General features: G+C 63.0%; 13 protein-coding genes and 1 tRNA gene. 9 read left to right on the top strand and 5 right to left on the bottom strand.

Going from position 1 to position 14,288, the window contains the following annotated elements; translation table 11 throughout:
• The first annotated feature begins 13 nt into the window (after positions 1–13).
• From IFT76_RS08160 to IFT76_RS08150, 3 genes are all read left to right on the top strand, one after another.
• Positions 14–90, top strand: a tRNA-Met gene (locus IFT76_RS08160).
• 235 nt (positions 91–325) lie between these two features.
• A complete protein-coding gene (gene mprF / locus IFT76_RS08155) occupies positions 326–2,983 on the top strand; it encodes a bifunctional lysylphosphatidylglycerol flippase/synthetase MprF (protein WP_192057860.1) in 2,658 nt (885 codons plus the stop codon).
• Positions 2,983–4,263, top strand: coding sequence for a virulence factor family protein (locus IFT76_RS08150; protein WP_192057859.1), 1,281 nt, complete (start codon positions 2,983–2,985; stop codon positions 4,261–4,263). Before mprF ends, IFT76_RS08150 begins: the two co-directional genes overlap by 1 nt.
• Before the next feature lie 71 nt (positions 4,264–4,334).
• Here the strand turns inward: IFT76_RS08150 and IFT76_RS08145 are convergent, their stop codons facing one another.
• Complete coding sequence (locus tag IFT76_RS08145; protein ID WP_192057858.1) at positions 4,335–6,233, bottom strand: potassium transporter Kup; 1,899 nt, start codon at positions 6,231–6,233, stop codon at positions 4,335–4,337.
• Between the two features lie 196 nt (positions 6,234–6,429).
• Here IFT76_RS08145 and rimO point away from each other — a divergent pair, with 196 nt between their 5' ends.
• The 4 genes from rimO to tsaA all read left to right on the top strand — a co-directional run bounded on the left by rimO (position 6,430) and on the right by tsaA (position 9,845).
• The gene (rimO, locus tag IFT76_RS08140; protein WP_122476509.1) at positions 6,430–7,767 is read left to right on the top strand and encodes a 30S ribosomal protein S12 methylthiotransferase RimO; all 1,338 of its coding nucleotides are present in this window, start codon (positions 6,430–6,432) and stop codon (positions 7,765–7,767) included.
• 152 nt (positions 7,768–7,919) lie between these two features.
• Positions 7,920–8,630 (top strand): rRNA pseudouridine synthase, encoded by a 711-nt coding sequence (locus IFT76_RS08135; protein ID WP_192057857.1) that lies wholly within the window; start codon positions 7,920–7,922, stop codon positions 8,628–8,630.
• Positions 8,631–8,685: 55 nt separating this feature from the next.
• Positions 8,686–9,147, top strand: a complete 462-nt coding sequence (locus tag IFT76_RS08130) for a DUF1456 family protein (RefSeq protein WP_122476512.1) — start codon at positions 8,686–8,688, stop codon at positions 9,145–9,147.
• 5 nt (positions 9,148–9,152) lie between these two features.
• Positions 9,153–9,845 (top strand): tRNA (N6-threonylcarbamoyladenosine(37)-N6)-methyltransferase TrmO, encoded by a 693-nt coding sequence (gene tsaA / locus IFT76_RS08125; RefSeq protein WP_192057856.1) that lies wholly within the window; start codon positions 9,153–9,155, stop codon positions 9,843–9,845.
• A 63-nt stretch (positions 9,846–9,908) separates the two neighbouring features.
• Here the strand turns inward: tsaA and fpr are convergent, their stop codons facing one another.
• Positions 9,909–10,688 (bottom strand): ferredoxin-NADP reductase, encoded by a 780-nt coding sequence (fpr, locus tag IFT76_RS08120; protein WP_122476516.1) that lies wholly within the window; start codon positions 10,686–10,688, stop codon positions 9,909–9,911.
• Positions 10,689–10,806: 118 nt separating this feature from the next.
• Between fpr and IFT76_RS08115 the strand changes: the two genes are divergently transcribed.
• A complete protein-coding gene (locus IFT76_RS08115) occupies positions 10,807–11,733 on the top strand; it encodes a LysR family transcriptional regulator (RefSeq protein WP_122476517.1) in 927 nt (308 codons plus the stop codon).
• A gap of 12 nt (positions 11,734–11,745) precedes the next feature.
• Here IFT76_RS08115 and IFT76_RS08110 read toward each other — a convergent pair whose 3' ends face one another.
• From IFT76_RS08110 to IFT76_RS08100, 3 genes are all read right to left on the bottom strand, one after another.
• Positions 11,746–12,108 (bottom strand): diacylglycerol kinase, encoded by a 363-nt coding sequence (locus IFT76_RS08110; RefSeq protein ID WP_122476519.1) that lies wholly within the window; start codon positions 12,106–12,108, stop codon positions 11,746–11,748.
• Positions 12,109–12,179: 71 nt separating this feature from the next.
• Positions 12,180–12,830, bottom strand: a complete 651-nt coding sequence (gene erdR, locus IFT76_RS08105) for a response regulator transcription factor ErdR (RefSeq protein ID WP_122476520.1) — start codon at positions 12,828–12,830, stop codon at positions 12,180–12,182.
• Between the two features lie 124 nt (positions 12,831–12,954).
• Positions 12,955–13,665: a tRNA-uridine aminocarboxypropyltransferase gene (locus IFT76_RS08100; RefSeq protein ID WP_122476522.1), complete on the bottom strand. Its 711-nt coding sequence runs from the start codon at positions 13,663–13,665 to the stop codon at positions 12,955–12,957.
• A 181-nt stretch (positions 13,666–13,846) separates the two neighbouring features.
• Between IFT76_RS08100 and IFT76_RS08095 the strand changes: the two genes are divergently transcribed.
• On the top strand, positions 13,847–14,251 hold the full coding sequence (locus IFT76_RS08095; RefSeq protein ID WP_122476523.1) for a PA3611 family quorum-sensing-regulated virulence factor: 405 nt from the start codon (positions 13,847–13,849) through the stop codon (positions 14,249–14,251).
• The last annotated feature ends 37 nt before the right edge of the window (positions 14,252–14,288 follow it).

Below are 14,288 nucleotides of genomic sequence, written 5' to 3'. Positions count from 1 at the left end.
GCGCCTCCACAGACGCGGGATGGAGCAGTCTGGTAGCTCGTCGGGCTCATAACCCGAAGGTCGTCGGTTCAAATCCGGCTCCCGCAACCAAACATCGGAAGGGCCACTCTATAAACGGGTGGCCTTTTTCGTATGCGCTCGATAAAGCCCTCCGCCACGGCAACACGCCCTGCAACCCAGCAATGTGAAAGTTGCTTTACAGTTCGCCACGCGTCGGTCACCGGTCGTGCGCAGGCGCTAGAATGGCGCGAATTATTTTTTCCACAGGGATTGGTACTTTGACGGGATCCCGGCATCCTGTTGCGCACAATCCAAGAGGTGATTGATGCGCTCTGACTTGCCCGATTCAACCGCTGTGGAACTCCCCCCCGCCGCTGCCGCTGCCAGTCCGATCAAGCCTGCGCGTGCCCGCTGGCTCGATCTGCTGAGCCGCTACCGGCAACCGGTGGGGCTGGCCGTTACCTTGTTGCTGTTCGCCATCGCGCTATTGGCCTGTCGGCACCTGCTCAGCGAGCTGGACATCTACGCCTTGCACGACTCGGTCCTGGCCACTCCGCCTGCCGCTTTGGGCGGGGCGCTGCTGGCCATGGTCTGCGGGTTCATCATCCTGCTGGGCTACGAATGGTCGGCCAGCCGCTATGCCAACGTCACCCTCCCCGCACGCACCCTGGCCCTGGGGGGGTTCACCTCGTTCGCCATCGGCAATGCCATTGGCCTGTCGATGCTGTCCGGCGGTTCGGTGCGTTATCGGCTGTACTCGCGATTGGGCGTGGGCGCCGGCGAAGTTGCGCGCATGACCCTGTTCGCCAGCCTTTCGCTGGGTTGCGCCCTGCCGCCGCTCGCTGCGGTGGCCACCCTCAGCAGCCTGCCCGCCGCTTCCATGGCCCTGGGGCTGTCACAGGGGCTGCTGGGGATGATTGCCGCAGTCGTGCTGGTACTGACCGCGCTGCTGGTACTGGGCGTCTATCGACGGCGCCTGGCCGAGCAGCCGCTGCCTCACAATCTGTTGGTGCGAGCGGGACGTCGCACGCTGCGACTGCCCAGCGCACGCCTGACACTGCTGCAACTGGTCATCACCGCGCTGGACGTGGTGGCCGCAGCCACCGTGCTGTATCTGTTGCTGCCCGAAGCGCCGCCGTTCGGCGCTTTCGTGCTGATCTACCTGCTGGCGCTTGCCGCAGGCGTACTCAGCCACGTGCCTGGCGGAGTCGGCGTGTTCGAAGCGATCCTGCTGGCGGCGTTCGCCGATACCCTGGGCGCCGCGCCGCTCGCCGCGGCCCTGCTGCTGTACCGCCTGATCTATGTGGTGTTGCCGATGCTGGTGGCGTGCGTGGTGCTGCTGGCCAACGAAGCACGCCGCCTGTTTTTCGCTCAGCAGGCGATTCGCGTGGCTTCCGGGCTGGCCGCGCCGATATTGGCGGTGCTGGTGTTCCTCTCCGGCGTGGTGCTGCTGTTTTCCGGTGCCACGCCTGAGATCGACACCCGCCTGCAGGACCTGGGCTTCCTCATTCCCCATCGCCTCATCGATGCCTCGCACCTGGGCGCAAGCCTGGTGGGTGTGCTGTGCCTGCTGCTGGCCCAAGGGTTGCGCCGACGCCTGTCGGCGGCCTGGGTATTGACCATGGTGCTGCTGCTGGCGGGCGCCGTGCTATCGCTGCTCAAGGGCTTCGACTGGGAAGAAGCGTCGTTGCTGTGCATGACCGCACTGCTGCTCGCCGTGTTCAAGCGCTCGTTCTACCGACCCAGTCGCCTGCTCGAGCTGCCGTTTTCGCCGCTGTACCTGATCGCCAGCGTGTGCGTGGTGGGCGCCTCGATCTGGTTGCTGTTCTTTGCTTACCAGGATGTGCCCTACAGCACCAAGCTGTGGTGGCAGTTCGCGCTGGATGCCGATGCTCCCCGCGGCCTTCGCTCGGCCCTGGGCAGCGCGGTACTGTTGATCGTGGTCGCCCTGACCTGGCTGCTGCGCACCGCCCGCCCGGTGATCCACCTGCCCACACCCGATGAACTGCAGCGCGCTGCAACCATCCTCAAGGCGTCGCACCAGCCCGATGGTGGCCTGGCCCTGACCGGCGACAAGGCGCTGCTGTTCCACCCCAAGGACAAGGCGTTTCTGATGTACGCCCGCCGCGGGCGCAGCCTGGTGGCGCTGTACGACCCCATCGGCCCGACCCAGCCGCGTGCCGAAATGATCTGGCAGTTTCGCGACCTGTGCGACTTTCACCACGCCCGCCCGGTGTTCTATCAGGTCAGGGCAGAAAACCTGCCGTTCTACATGGACATCGGCCTGACCGCGATCAAGCTGGGTGAAGAGGCTCGGGTCGACTTGCACGCTTTCGATCTGGAAGCCAAGGGCAAGGAGATGAAGGATCTGCGCTACACCTGGAACCGCGGCGGCCGCGACGGCCTGTCCCTGGAGATCTACGAGCCCGGCCAGGCACCGCTGGACGAGCTCAAGGTCATTTCCGACGCCTGGCTCAGTGGCAAGAACGTGCGCGAGAAGGGGTTTTCCCTGGGTCGCTTCAGCCCGGAATACCTGAACCATTTTCGTATCGCGATCGTCCATTTCGAGGGCAAGCCGGTGGCGTTCGCCAACCTGCTGGAAACCGACAGCAGGGAGCTGGCCAGCCTGGACCTGATGCGCGCGCATCCCCAGGCGCCCAAATTGACCATGGAATTCATGATGGTAGGCTTGATCCAGCACTACAAGAAACACGGTTACGCTCGCTTCAGCCTGGGCATGGTGCCGCTGTCGGGCCTGCAGCCTCGGCGCGGCGCACCCCTGACCCAGCGCCTGGGTTCGATGGTCTTCAACCGTGGCGAGCAGCTGTACAACTTCCAGGGCTTGCGTCGCTTCAAGGACAAGTTCCAACCGACCTGGGAGCCTCGTTACATGGCCGTGCCGGCAGGCCTTGACCCGCTGGTCGCACTGGCCGATACCGCCGCCCTCATTGCAGGTGGCCTGACAGGATTGGTGAAACGCTGATGATTCGACGTAACTGGCGCAAGTTGTTCGCCTTGATCGTGGTACTGCTGCTGGCGGTAGCCGGTTATTACTGGTGGGCCACCCGCCCTGTTCCTGCAGCGCAGCTCAGCGCCCAACGCCTGAACAACGGCAGCGATGCCCGCGAAGTCGTCCCCGGCACTCGGACCAAGTCGCGAGTGGCGATTGCACTGCCTGCTGCCGAAGCCTTGACCGACAAGCAACTGCTGGACCTGAGCCGGGATGCCTCGGCGCACATCGTCCAGGTGATCCTGCCGGAAAACGACTGCGGCCTGCAGCAGGCCGCCCTGGACGCTGCCATCAAGCGTCTCGACGGCGCACCGGACCTGGTGGCTGGCATAGGTCCGGGTGCGTCGCTGGCCTGGCGCTGGTTGGCCACCCAGGACAATGACAAGGCTCAGGCAGTGTCGGTGGACCTGAGCGTGGAGAAACCGGACGGCTGTCTGCCGGAACTGCCGAAGAAGGCCGAGCATGGCCAGTGGATGGTTGCCTGGAATGACAACCCCGACGATGCCAGTGCGGCGTTCGTGCGTGACCAGCCCAATGCGCAGACTGTCATCAGCGACTACGACGTGAAGCTGCCGCAGGTGCTGAAGAACCAGATCACCGCCATCCTGGTCGGCACCGAGGGCACCCATCTGGCCATCCCGGTAGTCGAGGTGCCCGCCGCGCAGAGCAACGAGACCGTCAGCCTGTTCCTGTCGGGCGACGGCGGCTGGCGCGACCTCGACAAGGCGGTTGCCGGCGACATGGCGACGATGGGCTACCCGACCGTGGGTATCGACACCCTGCGCTACTACTGGGAACACAAGACGCCCGAGCAGAGTGCCGACGACCTGGTCGAGCTGATGCACTTCTACCGGCAGAAGTGGGGCGCAAAACGCTTCGTGCTGACCGGTTATTCGTTCGGTGCCGACGTGCTTCCGGCCATCTATAACCGCCTGCCCGCCGAGGCACAGGACAGCGTCAGCGCTATCATCCTGTTGGCGTTCGCCCGCAGTGGCAGCTTCGAGATCGAAGTCGAGGGTTGGCTCGGCAACGCTGGCAAGGAGGCCCCCACCGGGCCAGAAATGGCCAAGCTGCCGGCCGCCAAGGTGGTGTGCGTGTATGGCGAAGAAGAGGCCGACGAAAGCGGCTGTACCGAGGCGACTGCAGTGGGCGAGAAGCTCAAGCTGCCGGGGGGCCACCATTTCGACGAGAATTACCCGGCGCTGGCCAAGCGCCTGGTGCTGCAGATCGACAAGCGTACCGGCTCGAACTGACCGGACTGCAAAAGCAAAGCCCCGGACCTGCGCAGGTACCGGGGCTTTTTTTTGTGCGGCCTACACCGAACCTACATCTCCACCTGCGTACCGAGTTCGATCACCCGGTTCACCGGCAGCTTGAAGAAGCGCAGGTTGCCATTGGCATTCTTCAGCATGAAGGCGAACAACTGCTCGCGCCAGCGCGCCATGCCGGCCAGCTTAGAGGCGATCACTGTCTCGCGGCTGAGGAAATAGGTGGTGCGCATCGGGCTGAAGTCCAGCTCCGGCAGATCGCACAGGGCCAGGGCGCCGGGCACGTCCGGTTCGTCCATGAAGCCGTAATGCAGAATGACCCGGAAGAACCCTTCGCCATAGCTCTGCACCTCGAACCGCCGTGCAATGGGCACCCTCGGTGTGTCTTCGTTGACCACCGTCAACAGCACCACCTGCTCATGCAACACCTGGTTGTGCAGCAGGTTGTGCAACAACGCATGGGGCACGGCATCGGAACGTGCAGTAAGGAACACCGCCGTGCCCTGGACGCGATGCGGCGGCTGTACGCTGATGCTGCCGATGAAGATCGGCAGCGGCAACCCGCCCTCGTCGATCCGTTCGACCAGCAGTTGCTTGCCGCGCTTCCAGGTGGTCATGAGGATGAACAACACGGTTCCCGCCAGCACCGGGAACGCACCGCCCTGAATGATCTTCGGCACGTTGGCGGCGAAGAACAGGCCATCGACCAGAAGGCAACCCAGCAGGACCGGCACCGCCAGCACCGGCGGCCACTTCCACAGCAGCAGCATCACGGCAGACACCAGGATGGTGGTCATCAACATGGTTCCGGTGACCGCCACGCCATAGGCCGACGCCAGCGCACCGGAGGATTCGAAACCGATCACCAGCAGCACCACGCCAACCATCAACGCCCAGTTCACCGCGCCGATATAGATCTGCCCCTGCTCGCTGCTCGACGTGTGCTGGATGTGCATGCGCGGGATGTAGCCCAGCTGGATGGCCTGCTGGGTCAGGGAGAACGCGCCGGAGATCACCGCCTGCGATGCGATCACGGTGGCCAGGGTGGACAGTGCCACCAGCGGCACCAGGGCCCAGCCTGGCGCCAGCAGGAAGAACGGATTGCGCGCCGCCTCGGGGTTTTCCAGCAGCAGGCCACCCTGGCCGAAGTAGTTCAGCACCAGGGCTGGCAGCACCAGAATGAACCAGGCACGGGCAATCGGTTTGCGGCCAAAATGCCCCATGTCGGCATACAACGCCTCGGCACCGGTCAGCGCGAGCACCACGGCGCCGAGGATCGCCACACCCATGCCGGGGTGAACAATGAAGAAGCGCACTGCCCAGACCGGATTGAACGCCTTGAGCACTTCGGGGTGCTGGTATACCCCGTAGGCACCCAGCAGCCCCAGCACCAGGAACCACACCACCATCACCGGCCCGAACAGCTTGCCGATGCGTTGTGTACCGTGCTTCTGGATCAGGAACAGCGCCACCAGTACCACCAGCGCCATCGGCACCACCCAACGTTCCAGGCCATCGAACGCCAGTTCCATGCCCTCGATGGCCGAAAGCACCGACACCGCCGGGGTGATCATGCTGTCGCCGTAGAACAGCGCGGCACCGGCCAGCCCGCACACCACCATCAAGGCACGCAGCCTGGGCAGCGAGGCGGTGGCACGGGTTGCCAACGCCGTCAGGGCCATGATGCCGCCCTCGCCCTGGTTGTCGGCGCGCAACACGAACAGCATGTACTTGATCGAGACGACCCAGATCAGCGACCAGAAAATCAGCGAGAGGATGCCCAGCACCCCGTCGTGGGAAATGGGCACGCCATAGACCCCGGAAAAGACTTCCTTGAGCGTGTACAACGGGCTGGTGCCGATGTCGCCATAAACGACACCGACCGCTGCCACCAGCATGCCGATCGGTCGGGCTGCCGAATGTCCGCCATTGCCGTTACTGCTTGCCTGAACCATCGACCACTCCCGCACCCGTGATTTGTAACGCCATGTGGCGAGATGCGGCGAAGCATAGCGCAGCACTCGTCGCAATTCCTCGCATAATGCTGGTCAAGCGACCCGGCCATCGCTAGAATTGCGCACTTTTTGATCAGAGGCGTACCCAGCGCCCACCTGTGCGGCCCACGAGGCCCTATCGATACCGAGGTTAGCCATGTCCACCACTCCTTCGTCGGCCGCTCCAAAGGTCGGCTTCGTCTCGCTGGGTTGCCCCAAGGCCCTGGTCGATTCCGAGCGAATCCTGACTCAGTTGCGCATGGAAGGTTACCAGGTGGTGTCCACCTACGAGGACGCCGACGTGGTGGTCGTCAACACCTGTGGTTTCATCGACACCGCCAAGGCCGAGTCCCTGGAAGTGATCGGCGAAGCGCTCAAGGAGAACGGCAAGGTCATCGTCACCGGCTGCATGGGCGTGGAAGAGAATGCCATTCGCAAGGTGCACCCCAGCGTGCTGTCGGTCACCGGCCCGCAGCAGTACGAGCAGGTGGTCAACGCGGTGCACCAGGTGGTGCCGCCTCGGCATGACCACAACCCGCTGATCGACCTGGTACCGCCCCAGGGCATCAAGCTGACGCCGCGTCACTACGCCTACCTGAAAATCTCCGAAGGCTGCAACCACAGCTGCAGCTTCTGCATCATCCCCTCGATGCGCGGCAAGCTGGTCAGCCGTCCGGTGGGCGATGTGCTGAGCGAGGCCGAGCGCCTGGTCAAGGCCGGGGTCAAGGAAGTGCTGGTCATCTCCCAGGACACCAGTGCCTATGGGGTAGACGTCAAGTACAAGACCGACTTCTGGAACGGTCGCCCGGTCAAGACACGCATGCTCGAATTGTGCGAAGCCCTGAGCACCCTGGGCGTCTGGGTGCGCCTGCACTACGTGTACCCCTACCCCAACGTCGACGACATCATCCCGCTGATGGCCGCCGGCAAGATCCTCCCGTACCTGGACATCCCCTTCCAGCACGCCAGCCCGAAAGTGCTCAAGGCCATGAAACGCCCGGCCTTCGAAGACAAGACCCTGGCGCGGATCAAGAAGTGGCGCGAGCAGTGCCCGGACCTGATCATCCGTTCGACCTTCATCGTCGGCTTCCCCGGCGAGACCGAGGAAGATTTCCAGTACCTGCTGGACTGGCTGAGCGAGGCGCAACTGGACCGCGTTGGCTGCTTCCAGTATTCGCCGGTCGAGGGCGCGCCTGCCAACCTGCTGGACGCTGCCATCGTCCCCGACGACGTGAAACAGGACCGTTGGGACCGCTTCATGGCGCACCAGCAGGCCATCAGTGCCGCACGCCTGCAGATGCGCATCGGCAAGCGCGTGGAAGTGCTGATCGATGAGGTCGAGGAACAGGGTGCGGTGGGCCGTTGCTTCTTCGACGCCCCGGAAATCGACGGCAACGTGTTCATCGACGATGCCACCCACCTCAAGCCGGGCGACAAGGTCTGGTGCACCATCGTCGATGCCGACGAATACGATCTGTGGGCCGAACTGGCCTGATTCGAGCTGCCCTGGCTCGACAGGCAAGACGGCGGCGACCGGCCCGGTTCGCCGCCACGCCAGCCGCAGGCGCCAGACGCCGGGCAATCTGCGCGGGCTTAACCGCCTCCAGGCAGTTACACTAGCGCCCTTTCCTTGCTACGGCCGCAGTCATGTCTGAACCCACTCGTCTCTCCAAACGCCTCATCGAACTGGTCGGGTGTTCCCGCCGCGAGGCCGAACTCTTCATCGAAGGCGGCTGGGTGTCCGTTGACGGCGTGGTGGTCGACGAACCGCAGTTTAAGGTGGACGCACAGAAGGTCGAGCTCGATCCCCAGGCCAAGGCCGAAGCACCGGAGCCGGTGACCCTGTTGCTGCACCAGGCGCCGGGACAGAGCGCCGAAGAGGCGCTGGCTACGCTCAACGCCCAGACTCTGTCCAGCGAGCACGGCTTTGGCAAGCGTCCGCTCAAGGGCCACTTCCTGCGCCTGAGCTGCGCGGCCGAGCTGCCTGCCAATGCCAGCGGTCTGCAGATCTTTACCCAGGACTGGAAGACCCTGCGCAAGCTGACCGCCGATGCGGCCAAGATCGAACAGGAATACGTGGTGGAAATCACCGGCGAGATGAGCCCCCACGGCCTCAACCGCCTCAATCATGGCGCGATGTACAAGGGCAAGGCGCTGCCGGCGGTGAAAGCCAGCTGGCAGAACGAGACACGCCTGCGCTTCGCCTTGAAGAACCCGGCACCCGGGGTGCTGCAGCAACTGTGCGCCAGTGTCGGTCTGACGATCGTCTCGATCCGCCGCATTCGCGTGGGCGGTGTGTCGATGGGCAAGCTGCCCCTGGGCCAGTGGCGCTACCTGACGACCAAGGAAAAATTCTGAACCCTCTCTTTTTCCGGCGCTGCCTGGGCAGCGTCGTTCAACCAGGATACACACCATGATCCACAACGATGTACTGCGCAGCGTGCGCTACATGCTCGACATCAGCGACGGCAAGGTTGCCGACATCACCGCTTTGGGCGGACTGGAAATCAGCAAGGCCGACGTCATCAGCTACACCAAGAAGGACGAAGAAGAAGGCTTCGTGCATTGTCCGGATGCTGTCCTGGCGCATTTTCTCGATGGCCTGGTGATCTATCGCCGCGGTCGCGACGAGAGCCGCCCCGCCCAGGCGGTCGAGCTGCCGGTCACCAACAACATTGTCCTGAAGAAACTGCGCGTGGCCTTCGAACTCAAGGAAGACGACATGCACGCCGTGCTCAAGTCGGTCGACTTTCCGGTGTCCAAACCTGAACTGAGCGCCTTGTTTCGCAAGTTTGGCCACAACAACTACCGTGCGTGCGGCGACCAGTTGCTGCGCAACTTCCTCAAGGGCCTGACCCTGCGAGTCCGCGGCTGAGCCCCATGGTCTATAGCGTCGAACCGATCGGTTTTATCCGCTCCTGCTTCAAGGAAAAATTCGCCATTCCGCGCCAGCCGCAACTGGCGCCGGCCGCGCGCGGCGTGCTGGAGCTGCTGCCACCGTTCGATCAGGGCGAGGCCGTGCAGGGCCTGGAACAGGTCAGCCATGTATGGCTGCTGTTCCTGTTCCATGAGGCCCTGGAAGACAAGCCGCGTTTGAAGGTCCGTCCGCCGCGCCTGGGCGGCAACAAGTCGATCGGCGTTTTCGCCACGCGGGCCACCCATCGGCCCAATGGCATCGGTCAATCGGTGGTCCGCCTGGACAAGGTCGAAGGCGCGCGCCTGCACCTCTCCGGCATCGATTTGCTCGACGGCACGCCGGTGCTGGACATCAAACCCTACGTGCCCTATGCCGACAACGTGCCTGCTGCCGTCAACGCCATCGCCAGCGCCGCGCCCGAGCCCATTGCCGTGCAGTGGCTGGACGCGGGACTGGCGCAAGCCAGGACGCATGCCATGCGCCTGGGTGAGCCGTTGGTGGCGTTGATCGAGCAATGCCTGGCCCAGGATCCGCGCCCGGCCTACCAGAAGCCTGCCCCCGAGCGCGAATACGGCGCCCGGTTCTGGGATGTGGACGTGCGCTGGCACTACCCGAGCCCAGACCGCATTTGCGTGCTGGAAGTGGTGCTCTCCTGAGCCTGCGCGTCGCCCACAAAAAAACCGCCCGAGGGCGGTTTTTTCATGGTGCCGGCTAGCCGCTTACTTCTCGACGAAGGCGCGCTCGATCAGGTAGTCACCCGGCTCGCGCATGCGCGGCGAGACGGTCAGGCCGAAGCTGTTGAGCACTTCGCTGGTTTCGTCGAGCATGCTCGGGCTGCCGCACAGCATGGCACGGTCGTCCTGCGGGTTGATCGGCGGCAGGCCGATGTCGCTGAACAGCTTGCCACTGCGCATCAGATCGGTCAGGCGGCCTTCGTTCTCGAACGGCTCACGCGTCACGGTGGGGTAGTAGATCAGCTTGTCGCGCAGTGCCTCGCCGAAGAATTCGTTCTGCGGCAGGTGCTCGGTGATGAACTCGCGGTAGGCGACCTCGTTCACGTAGCGCACGCCATGGCAAAGAATGACCTTTTCGAAACGCTCGTAGGTTTCCGGATCCTGGATGACGCTCATGAACGGCGCCAGGCCGGTGCCGGTGCTCAGCAGGTACAGGTGCTTGCCCGGCTTGAGGTCATCGAGAACCAGCGTGCCGGTGGGCTTCTTGCTGATGATGATCTCGTCGCCTTCCTTCAGGTGCTGCAGCTGCGAGGTCAGCGGGCCATCGGGCACCTTGATGCTGAAGAACTCCAGATGCTCTTCCCAGTTCGGGCTGGCGATCGAATAGGCGCGCATAAGCGGGCGGCCGGTGGGTTGTTGCAGGCCGATCATCACGAACTGCCCGTTCTCGAAGCGCAGGCCCGGATCGCGGGTGCACTTGAAGCTGAACAGGGTGTCATTCCAGTGATGAACACTGAGTACACGTTCGTGGTTCATGTTGCTCATGTACGGGGCTCCTAGAAAAAGCGTACGCCTGACAGGGGCGCGATTGCGCAATAGTTTACGGGGCTCAACAATATCTGTTAAATGGATTATTAAGATATGGGTAATCGGTTATATAGATATGCGATTCACACTTCGTCAATTGCAGGTATTCGTCGCCGTGGCCCAGCAGGAAAGCGTGTCACGCGCCGCCAACCTGCTGTCGCTGTCGCAGTCGGCGACCAGCACCTCGATCACCGAGCTCGAACGGCAATCGAGCTGTCAGTTGTTCGATCGCGCCGGCAAGCGCCTGAGTCTCAACGCCCTGGGTCATCAACTGCTGCCCCAGGCCGTGGCCCTGCTCGACCAGGCCAAGGAAATCGAAGACCTGCTCAACGGCAAGTCAGGATTCGGTTCATTGGCAGTAGGCGCGACTTTGACCATCGGCAACTATCTGGCCACTCTGCTGATCGGCCGTTTCATGCAGGTGCACCCGGAAAGCCAGGTCAAGCTGCATGTCCAGAACACTGCGAACATCGTTCAGCAGGTGGCGCACTATGAAATCGACCTGGGGCTGATCGAGGGCGACTGCAGCCATCCAGACATCGAGGTGCAACCCTGGGTAGAAGACGAGTTGGTGGTGTTCTGTGCGCCACGGCATCCATTGGCTTCGGTGCCCAGTGCCAGCCTGGCCTTGCTGACCCAGGAAGCGTGGATTCTGCGCGAACAGGGCTCGGGCACGCGCCTGACATTCGACCAGGCCATGCGTCACCATCGCCTGGCACTCAACATCCGTCTGGAACTGGAACACACCGAAGCGATCAAGCGCGCCGTGGAGTCCGGGCTGGGCATTGGGTGCATTTCCCGGCTGGCACTGCGCGATGCCTTTCGGCGCGGCAGCCTGGTGCCGGTGCACACGCCCGAGCTGGATCTGGCGCGGCAGTTCTATTTCATTTGGCACAAACGCAAGTACCAGACCTCGGCCATGCGCGAGTTCCTCGACCTGTGCCGCGCATTCACCGCCGGCGCGCAACGCAGTGACGAGATCGTCCTGCCCGACATCGCCTGAGCCAGGCATCGGTCAAAGCAGAATCACCGCCCACACCAGCACGATCATGCTCAAGGCAACGAACTGAGCTGCGCTGCCCATGTCCTTGGCATTCTTCGACAATGGGTGACGCTCCAGCGAGATGCGATCGATAGCCGCCTCGATCGCCGAGTTGAGCAATTCAACGATCAACGCCAGCAGGCACACCGCGATGAGCACCGCGCGCTCCACGCGGCTGACCTGCAACAAAAAGCTCAGCGGCACCAGCACGACGTTGAGCAGCACCAACTGGCGAAACGCCGCTTCGCCGGTGAAGGCTGCACGCAGACCATCGAAGGAGTAACCCGTAGCATTGAGAATACGTTTGAGGCCGGTCTGGCCCTTGAAAGGTGACATGCGCGACGATCCAGGAAAGGAAGACGGCCGACGATGAAACGTTCGGCGTGAAAAAGGCGTGACGGTGCAGGTCAGTTGGCGGAGGTTGACTCCAGTTGTTGCAACAGCAAGGCAGCCTGGGTGCGAGTGCGCACGCCGAGCTTGCGAAAGATCGCTGTTACATGGGCCTTGATGGTGGCTTCCGACACGCTCAACTCATAGGCGATCTGCTTGTTCAACAAACCTTCGCACACCATGGTCAGTACCCTGAACTGTTGGGGCGTCAGGCTGGCAAGCCCTTCGCTGGCGGCCTTGGCTTCCGCCGAAACGCTGACCGCCTCGAATGCCTGCGGCGGCCACCAGACTTCCCCGTCCAGCACCTCGCGTACGGCCGCTTGAATGGTTTCGAGCGAACTGGACTTTGGAATGAAGCCACTGGCGCCGAATTCACGCGAGCGCACCATGACCCAGGCGTCTTCCTGAGCCGAAACCATCACCACGGGTATGTGCGGATACTGGCCGCGCAGCAATACCAATCCGGAAAAACCGTAGGCGCCGGGCATATTCAGGTCCAGCAGCACCAGGTCCCAGTCGGCCTTTTCGTCGAGGCGCCCTTCGAGCTCGGCAATACTCGCCACCTCTACCAGACGCACTTCTGCGCCCAGACCCATGGTCAAGGCTTGATGCAGCGCGCTGCGAAACAGCGGATGGTCGTCGGCGATCAGGATTTCGTAAGTGGCCATCGATCACAGGATTCCAGGAAATGAAGCCGTTCGGACAGTATCCGCCCGATTCGGCGCCAAGAATGCCGACCCCGGCCATGGTGGTCAAGCGACTCCATGGCCAGAGCCCGCGTCGCCGCCAGGATTATAGATAGTCGGCCAGAAACCGATGCGCCGCATCGGTCTCGTCCACTGGCTCCTGGAATTTCGCTGCCAGGTAATGCGCACTGAACACATCGAGGTAGGCATCCAGTACGCGCGCCGCCTGCTCGTCGCCGGCCAGCTCCAGACACAGCGCCGCCACCTCGGCGGTGCAGAAGTGATCGTCGCGCTTGGAGCGGCGCAAGGTGTAGCGCGACAGTTGTTCGGGCGCCAGGCTCAACACCGGCAGCGAGGCCAGGTACGGACTCTTGCGGAACATCTTTCGCGCTTCGGTCCAGGTAGCGTCCAACAGTATGAACAAAGGCCGTCGACCGAGCTGCGGCGCCACGCTGCTGGTTACCCGCTGCGGCTCGACGAACTCTCCGGGAAAGACCAGATAGGGCTGCCACTGCGGATCCGCCAAAAGTGCAAGCAACCGCGGGTCGACGGCTACGCGCGACCACATGAAGGCGTGGGTGTCGGCGATCACGTCGGCAATCAGCCAGCCGGTGTTGCTCGGCTTCATGGGTTCCACGTCATGCATCAGCAGGCACATGGCCGACCGTGCGTCGACGTTGGGACGCCACGCGCACAGGCAGTACTGCGGAATGACTCGGCAACGCGGGCATCGAGGCGCGCGTGAACCCCGTGCGGTAAATGGCTGGGTACTGCGCGCCAGGCGCTCGGCGCGCAGACGGGAAACGGCATGGCTCATTGCGGATCACGGTAGAGTCTGGGGGCGCGGATTCTAACAGAGCTGGCTCCGGAACGATGTCGATGGTGAGCCGACGTGCCGCGCCGTATAATCGGCTACCCTCAGAGGTGGGTGAACGCCTGCGCCATTGGCGGGTCTTACGCCCACTTGTCTTGCCCGGCTTTTTGCCCAGGAGTGTTTCATGCTGCGCTTTATCGCCCCGTCCCTCGCCTTGCTGCTTGCCTTGCCGCTGGCCGCCCACGCTGCATCGCTGAAGGAACTGGAGCTGTCGAAAAACCTGCAGAAAGTGGCTCAGCAAAGCAGTGTGGGTACACCGCGCGCAATCAATGAAGACATCCTTGATCAGGGTTTCACCGTCGAAGGCAACCAACTGGTCAATCACCTGAGCGTTCGCGAAAGCCAGGCCTACGAGATGCGCCGCGACCCCAAAACCGTTTACCTGCAACTGGGCGCAAGCGTATGTCGCAACAAGGGTTTTCGTGATCTGATGGCACAGGGCGCCGTGATGCGCTATGACTTCACCGAATACAAGACCAATCGCGCCATCGGCAGCCAGTCCTACACTGCCAAGGACTGCGGCAAGTAATACTCCAGGAAATGTGGCGGTGCTACTCGACGAACAC

This window comes from Pseudomonas sp. CFBP 13727, from assembly GCF_014841915.1.
GTDB classification, from domain to species: Bacteria; Pseudomonadota; Gammaproteobacteria; order Pseudomonadales; family Pseudomonadaceae; genus Aquipseudomonas; species Aquipseudomonas baltica.
This window is presented reverse-complemented; position numbering and strand designations above follow the sequence as displayed.

Excerpts from the sequence above, each read along its gene's own strand:
- IFT76_RS08145 (WP_192057858.1), bottom strand. The coding sequence starts at position 6,233 with ATGGTTCAGGCAAGCAGTAACGGCAATGGCGGACATTCGGCAGCCCGA.
- IFT76_RS08115 (WP_122476517.1), top strand. The coding sequence starts at position 10,807 with ATGCGATTCACACTTCGTCAATTGCAGGTATTCGTCGCCGTGGCCCAG.
- rimO (WP_122476509.1), top strand. The coding sequence starts at position 6,430 with ATGTCCACCACTCCTTCGTCGGCCGCTCCAAAGGTCGGCTTCGTCTCG.
- IFT76_RS08095 (WP_122476523.1), top strand. The coding sequence starts at position 13,847 with ATGCTGCGCTTTATCGCCCCGTCCCTCGCCTTGCTGCTTGCCTTGCCG.
- fpr (WP_122476516.1), bottom strand. The coding sequence starts at position 10,688 with ATGAGCAACATGAACCACGAACGTGTACTCAGTGTTCATCACTGGAAT.
- IFT76_RS08110 (WP_122476519.1), bottom strand. The coding sequence starts at position 12,108 with ATGTCACCTTTCAAGGGCCAGACCGGCCTCAAACGTATTCTCAATGCT.
- erdR (WP_122476520.1), bottom strand. The coding sequence starts at position 12,830 with ATGGCCACTTACGAAATCCTGATCGCCGACGACCATCCGCTGTTTCGC.
- IFT76_RS08135 (WP_192057857.1), top strand. The coding sequence starts at position 7,920 with ATGTCTGAACCCACTCGTCTCTCCAAACGCCTCATCGAACTGGTCGGG.
- IFT76_RS08100 (WP_122476522.1), bottom strand. The coding sequence starts at position 13,665 with ATGAGCCATGCCGTTTCCCGTCTGCGCGCCGAGCGCCTGGCGCGCAGT.
- IFT76_RS08150 (WP_192057859.1), top strand. The coding sequence starts at position 2,983 with ATGATTCGACGTAACTGGCGCAAGTTGTTCGCCTTGATCGTGGTACTG.
- mprF (WP_192057860.1), top strand. The coding sequence starts at position 326 with ATGCGCTCTGACTTGCCCGATTCAACCGCTGTGGAACTCCCCCCCGCC.
- tsaA (WP_192057856.1), top strand. The coding sequence starts at position 9,153 with ATGGTCTATAGCGTCGAACCGATCGGTTTTATCCGCTCCTGCTTCAAG.
- IFT76_RS08130 (WP_122476512.1), top strand. The coding sequence starts at position 8,686 with ATGATCCACAACGATGTACTGCGCAGCGTGCGCTACATGCTCGACATC.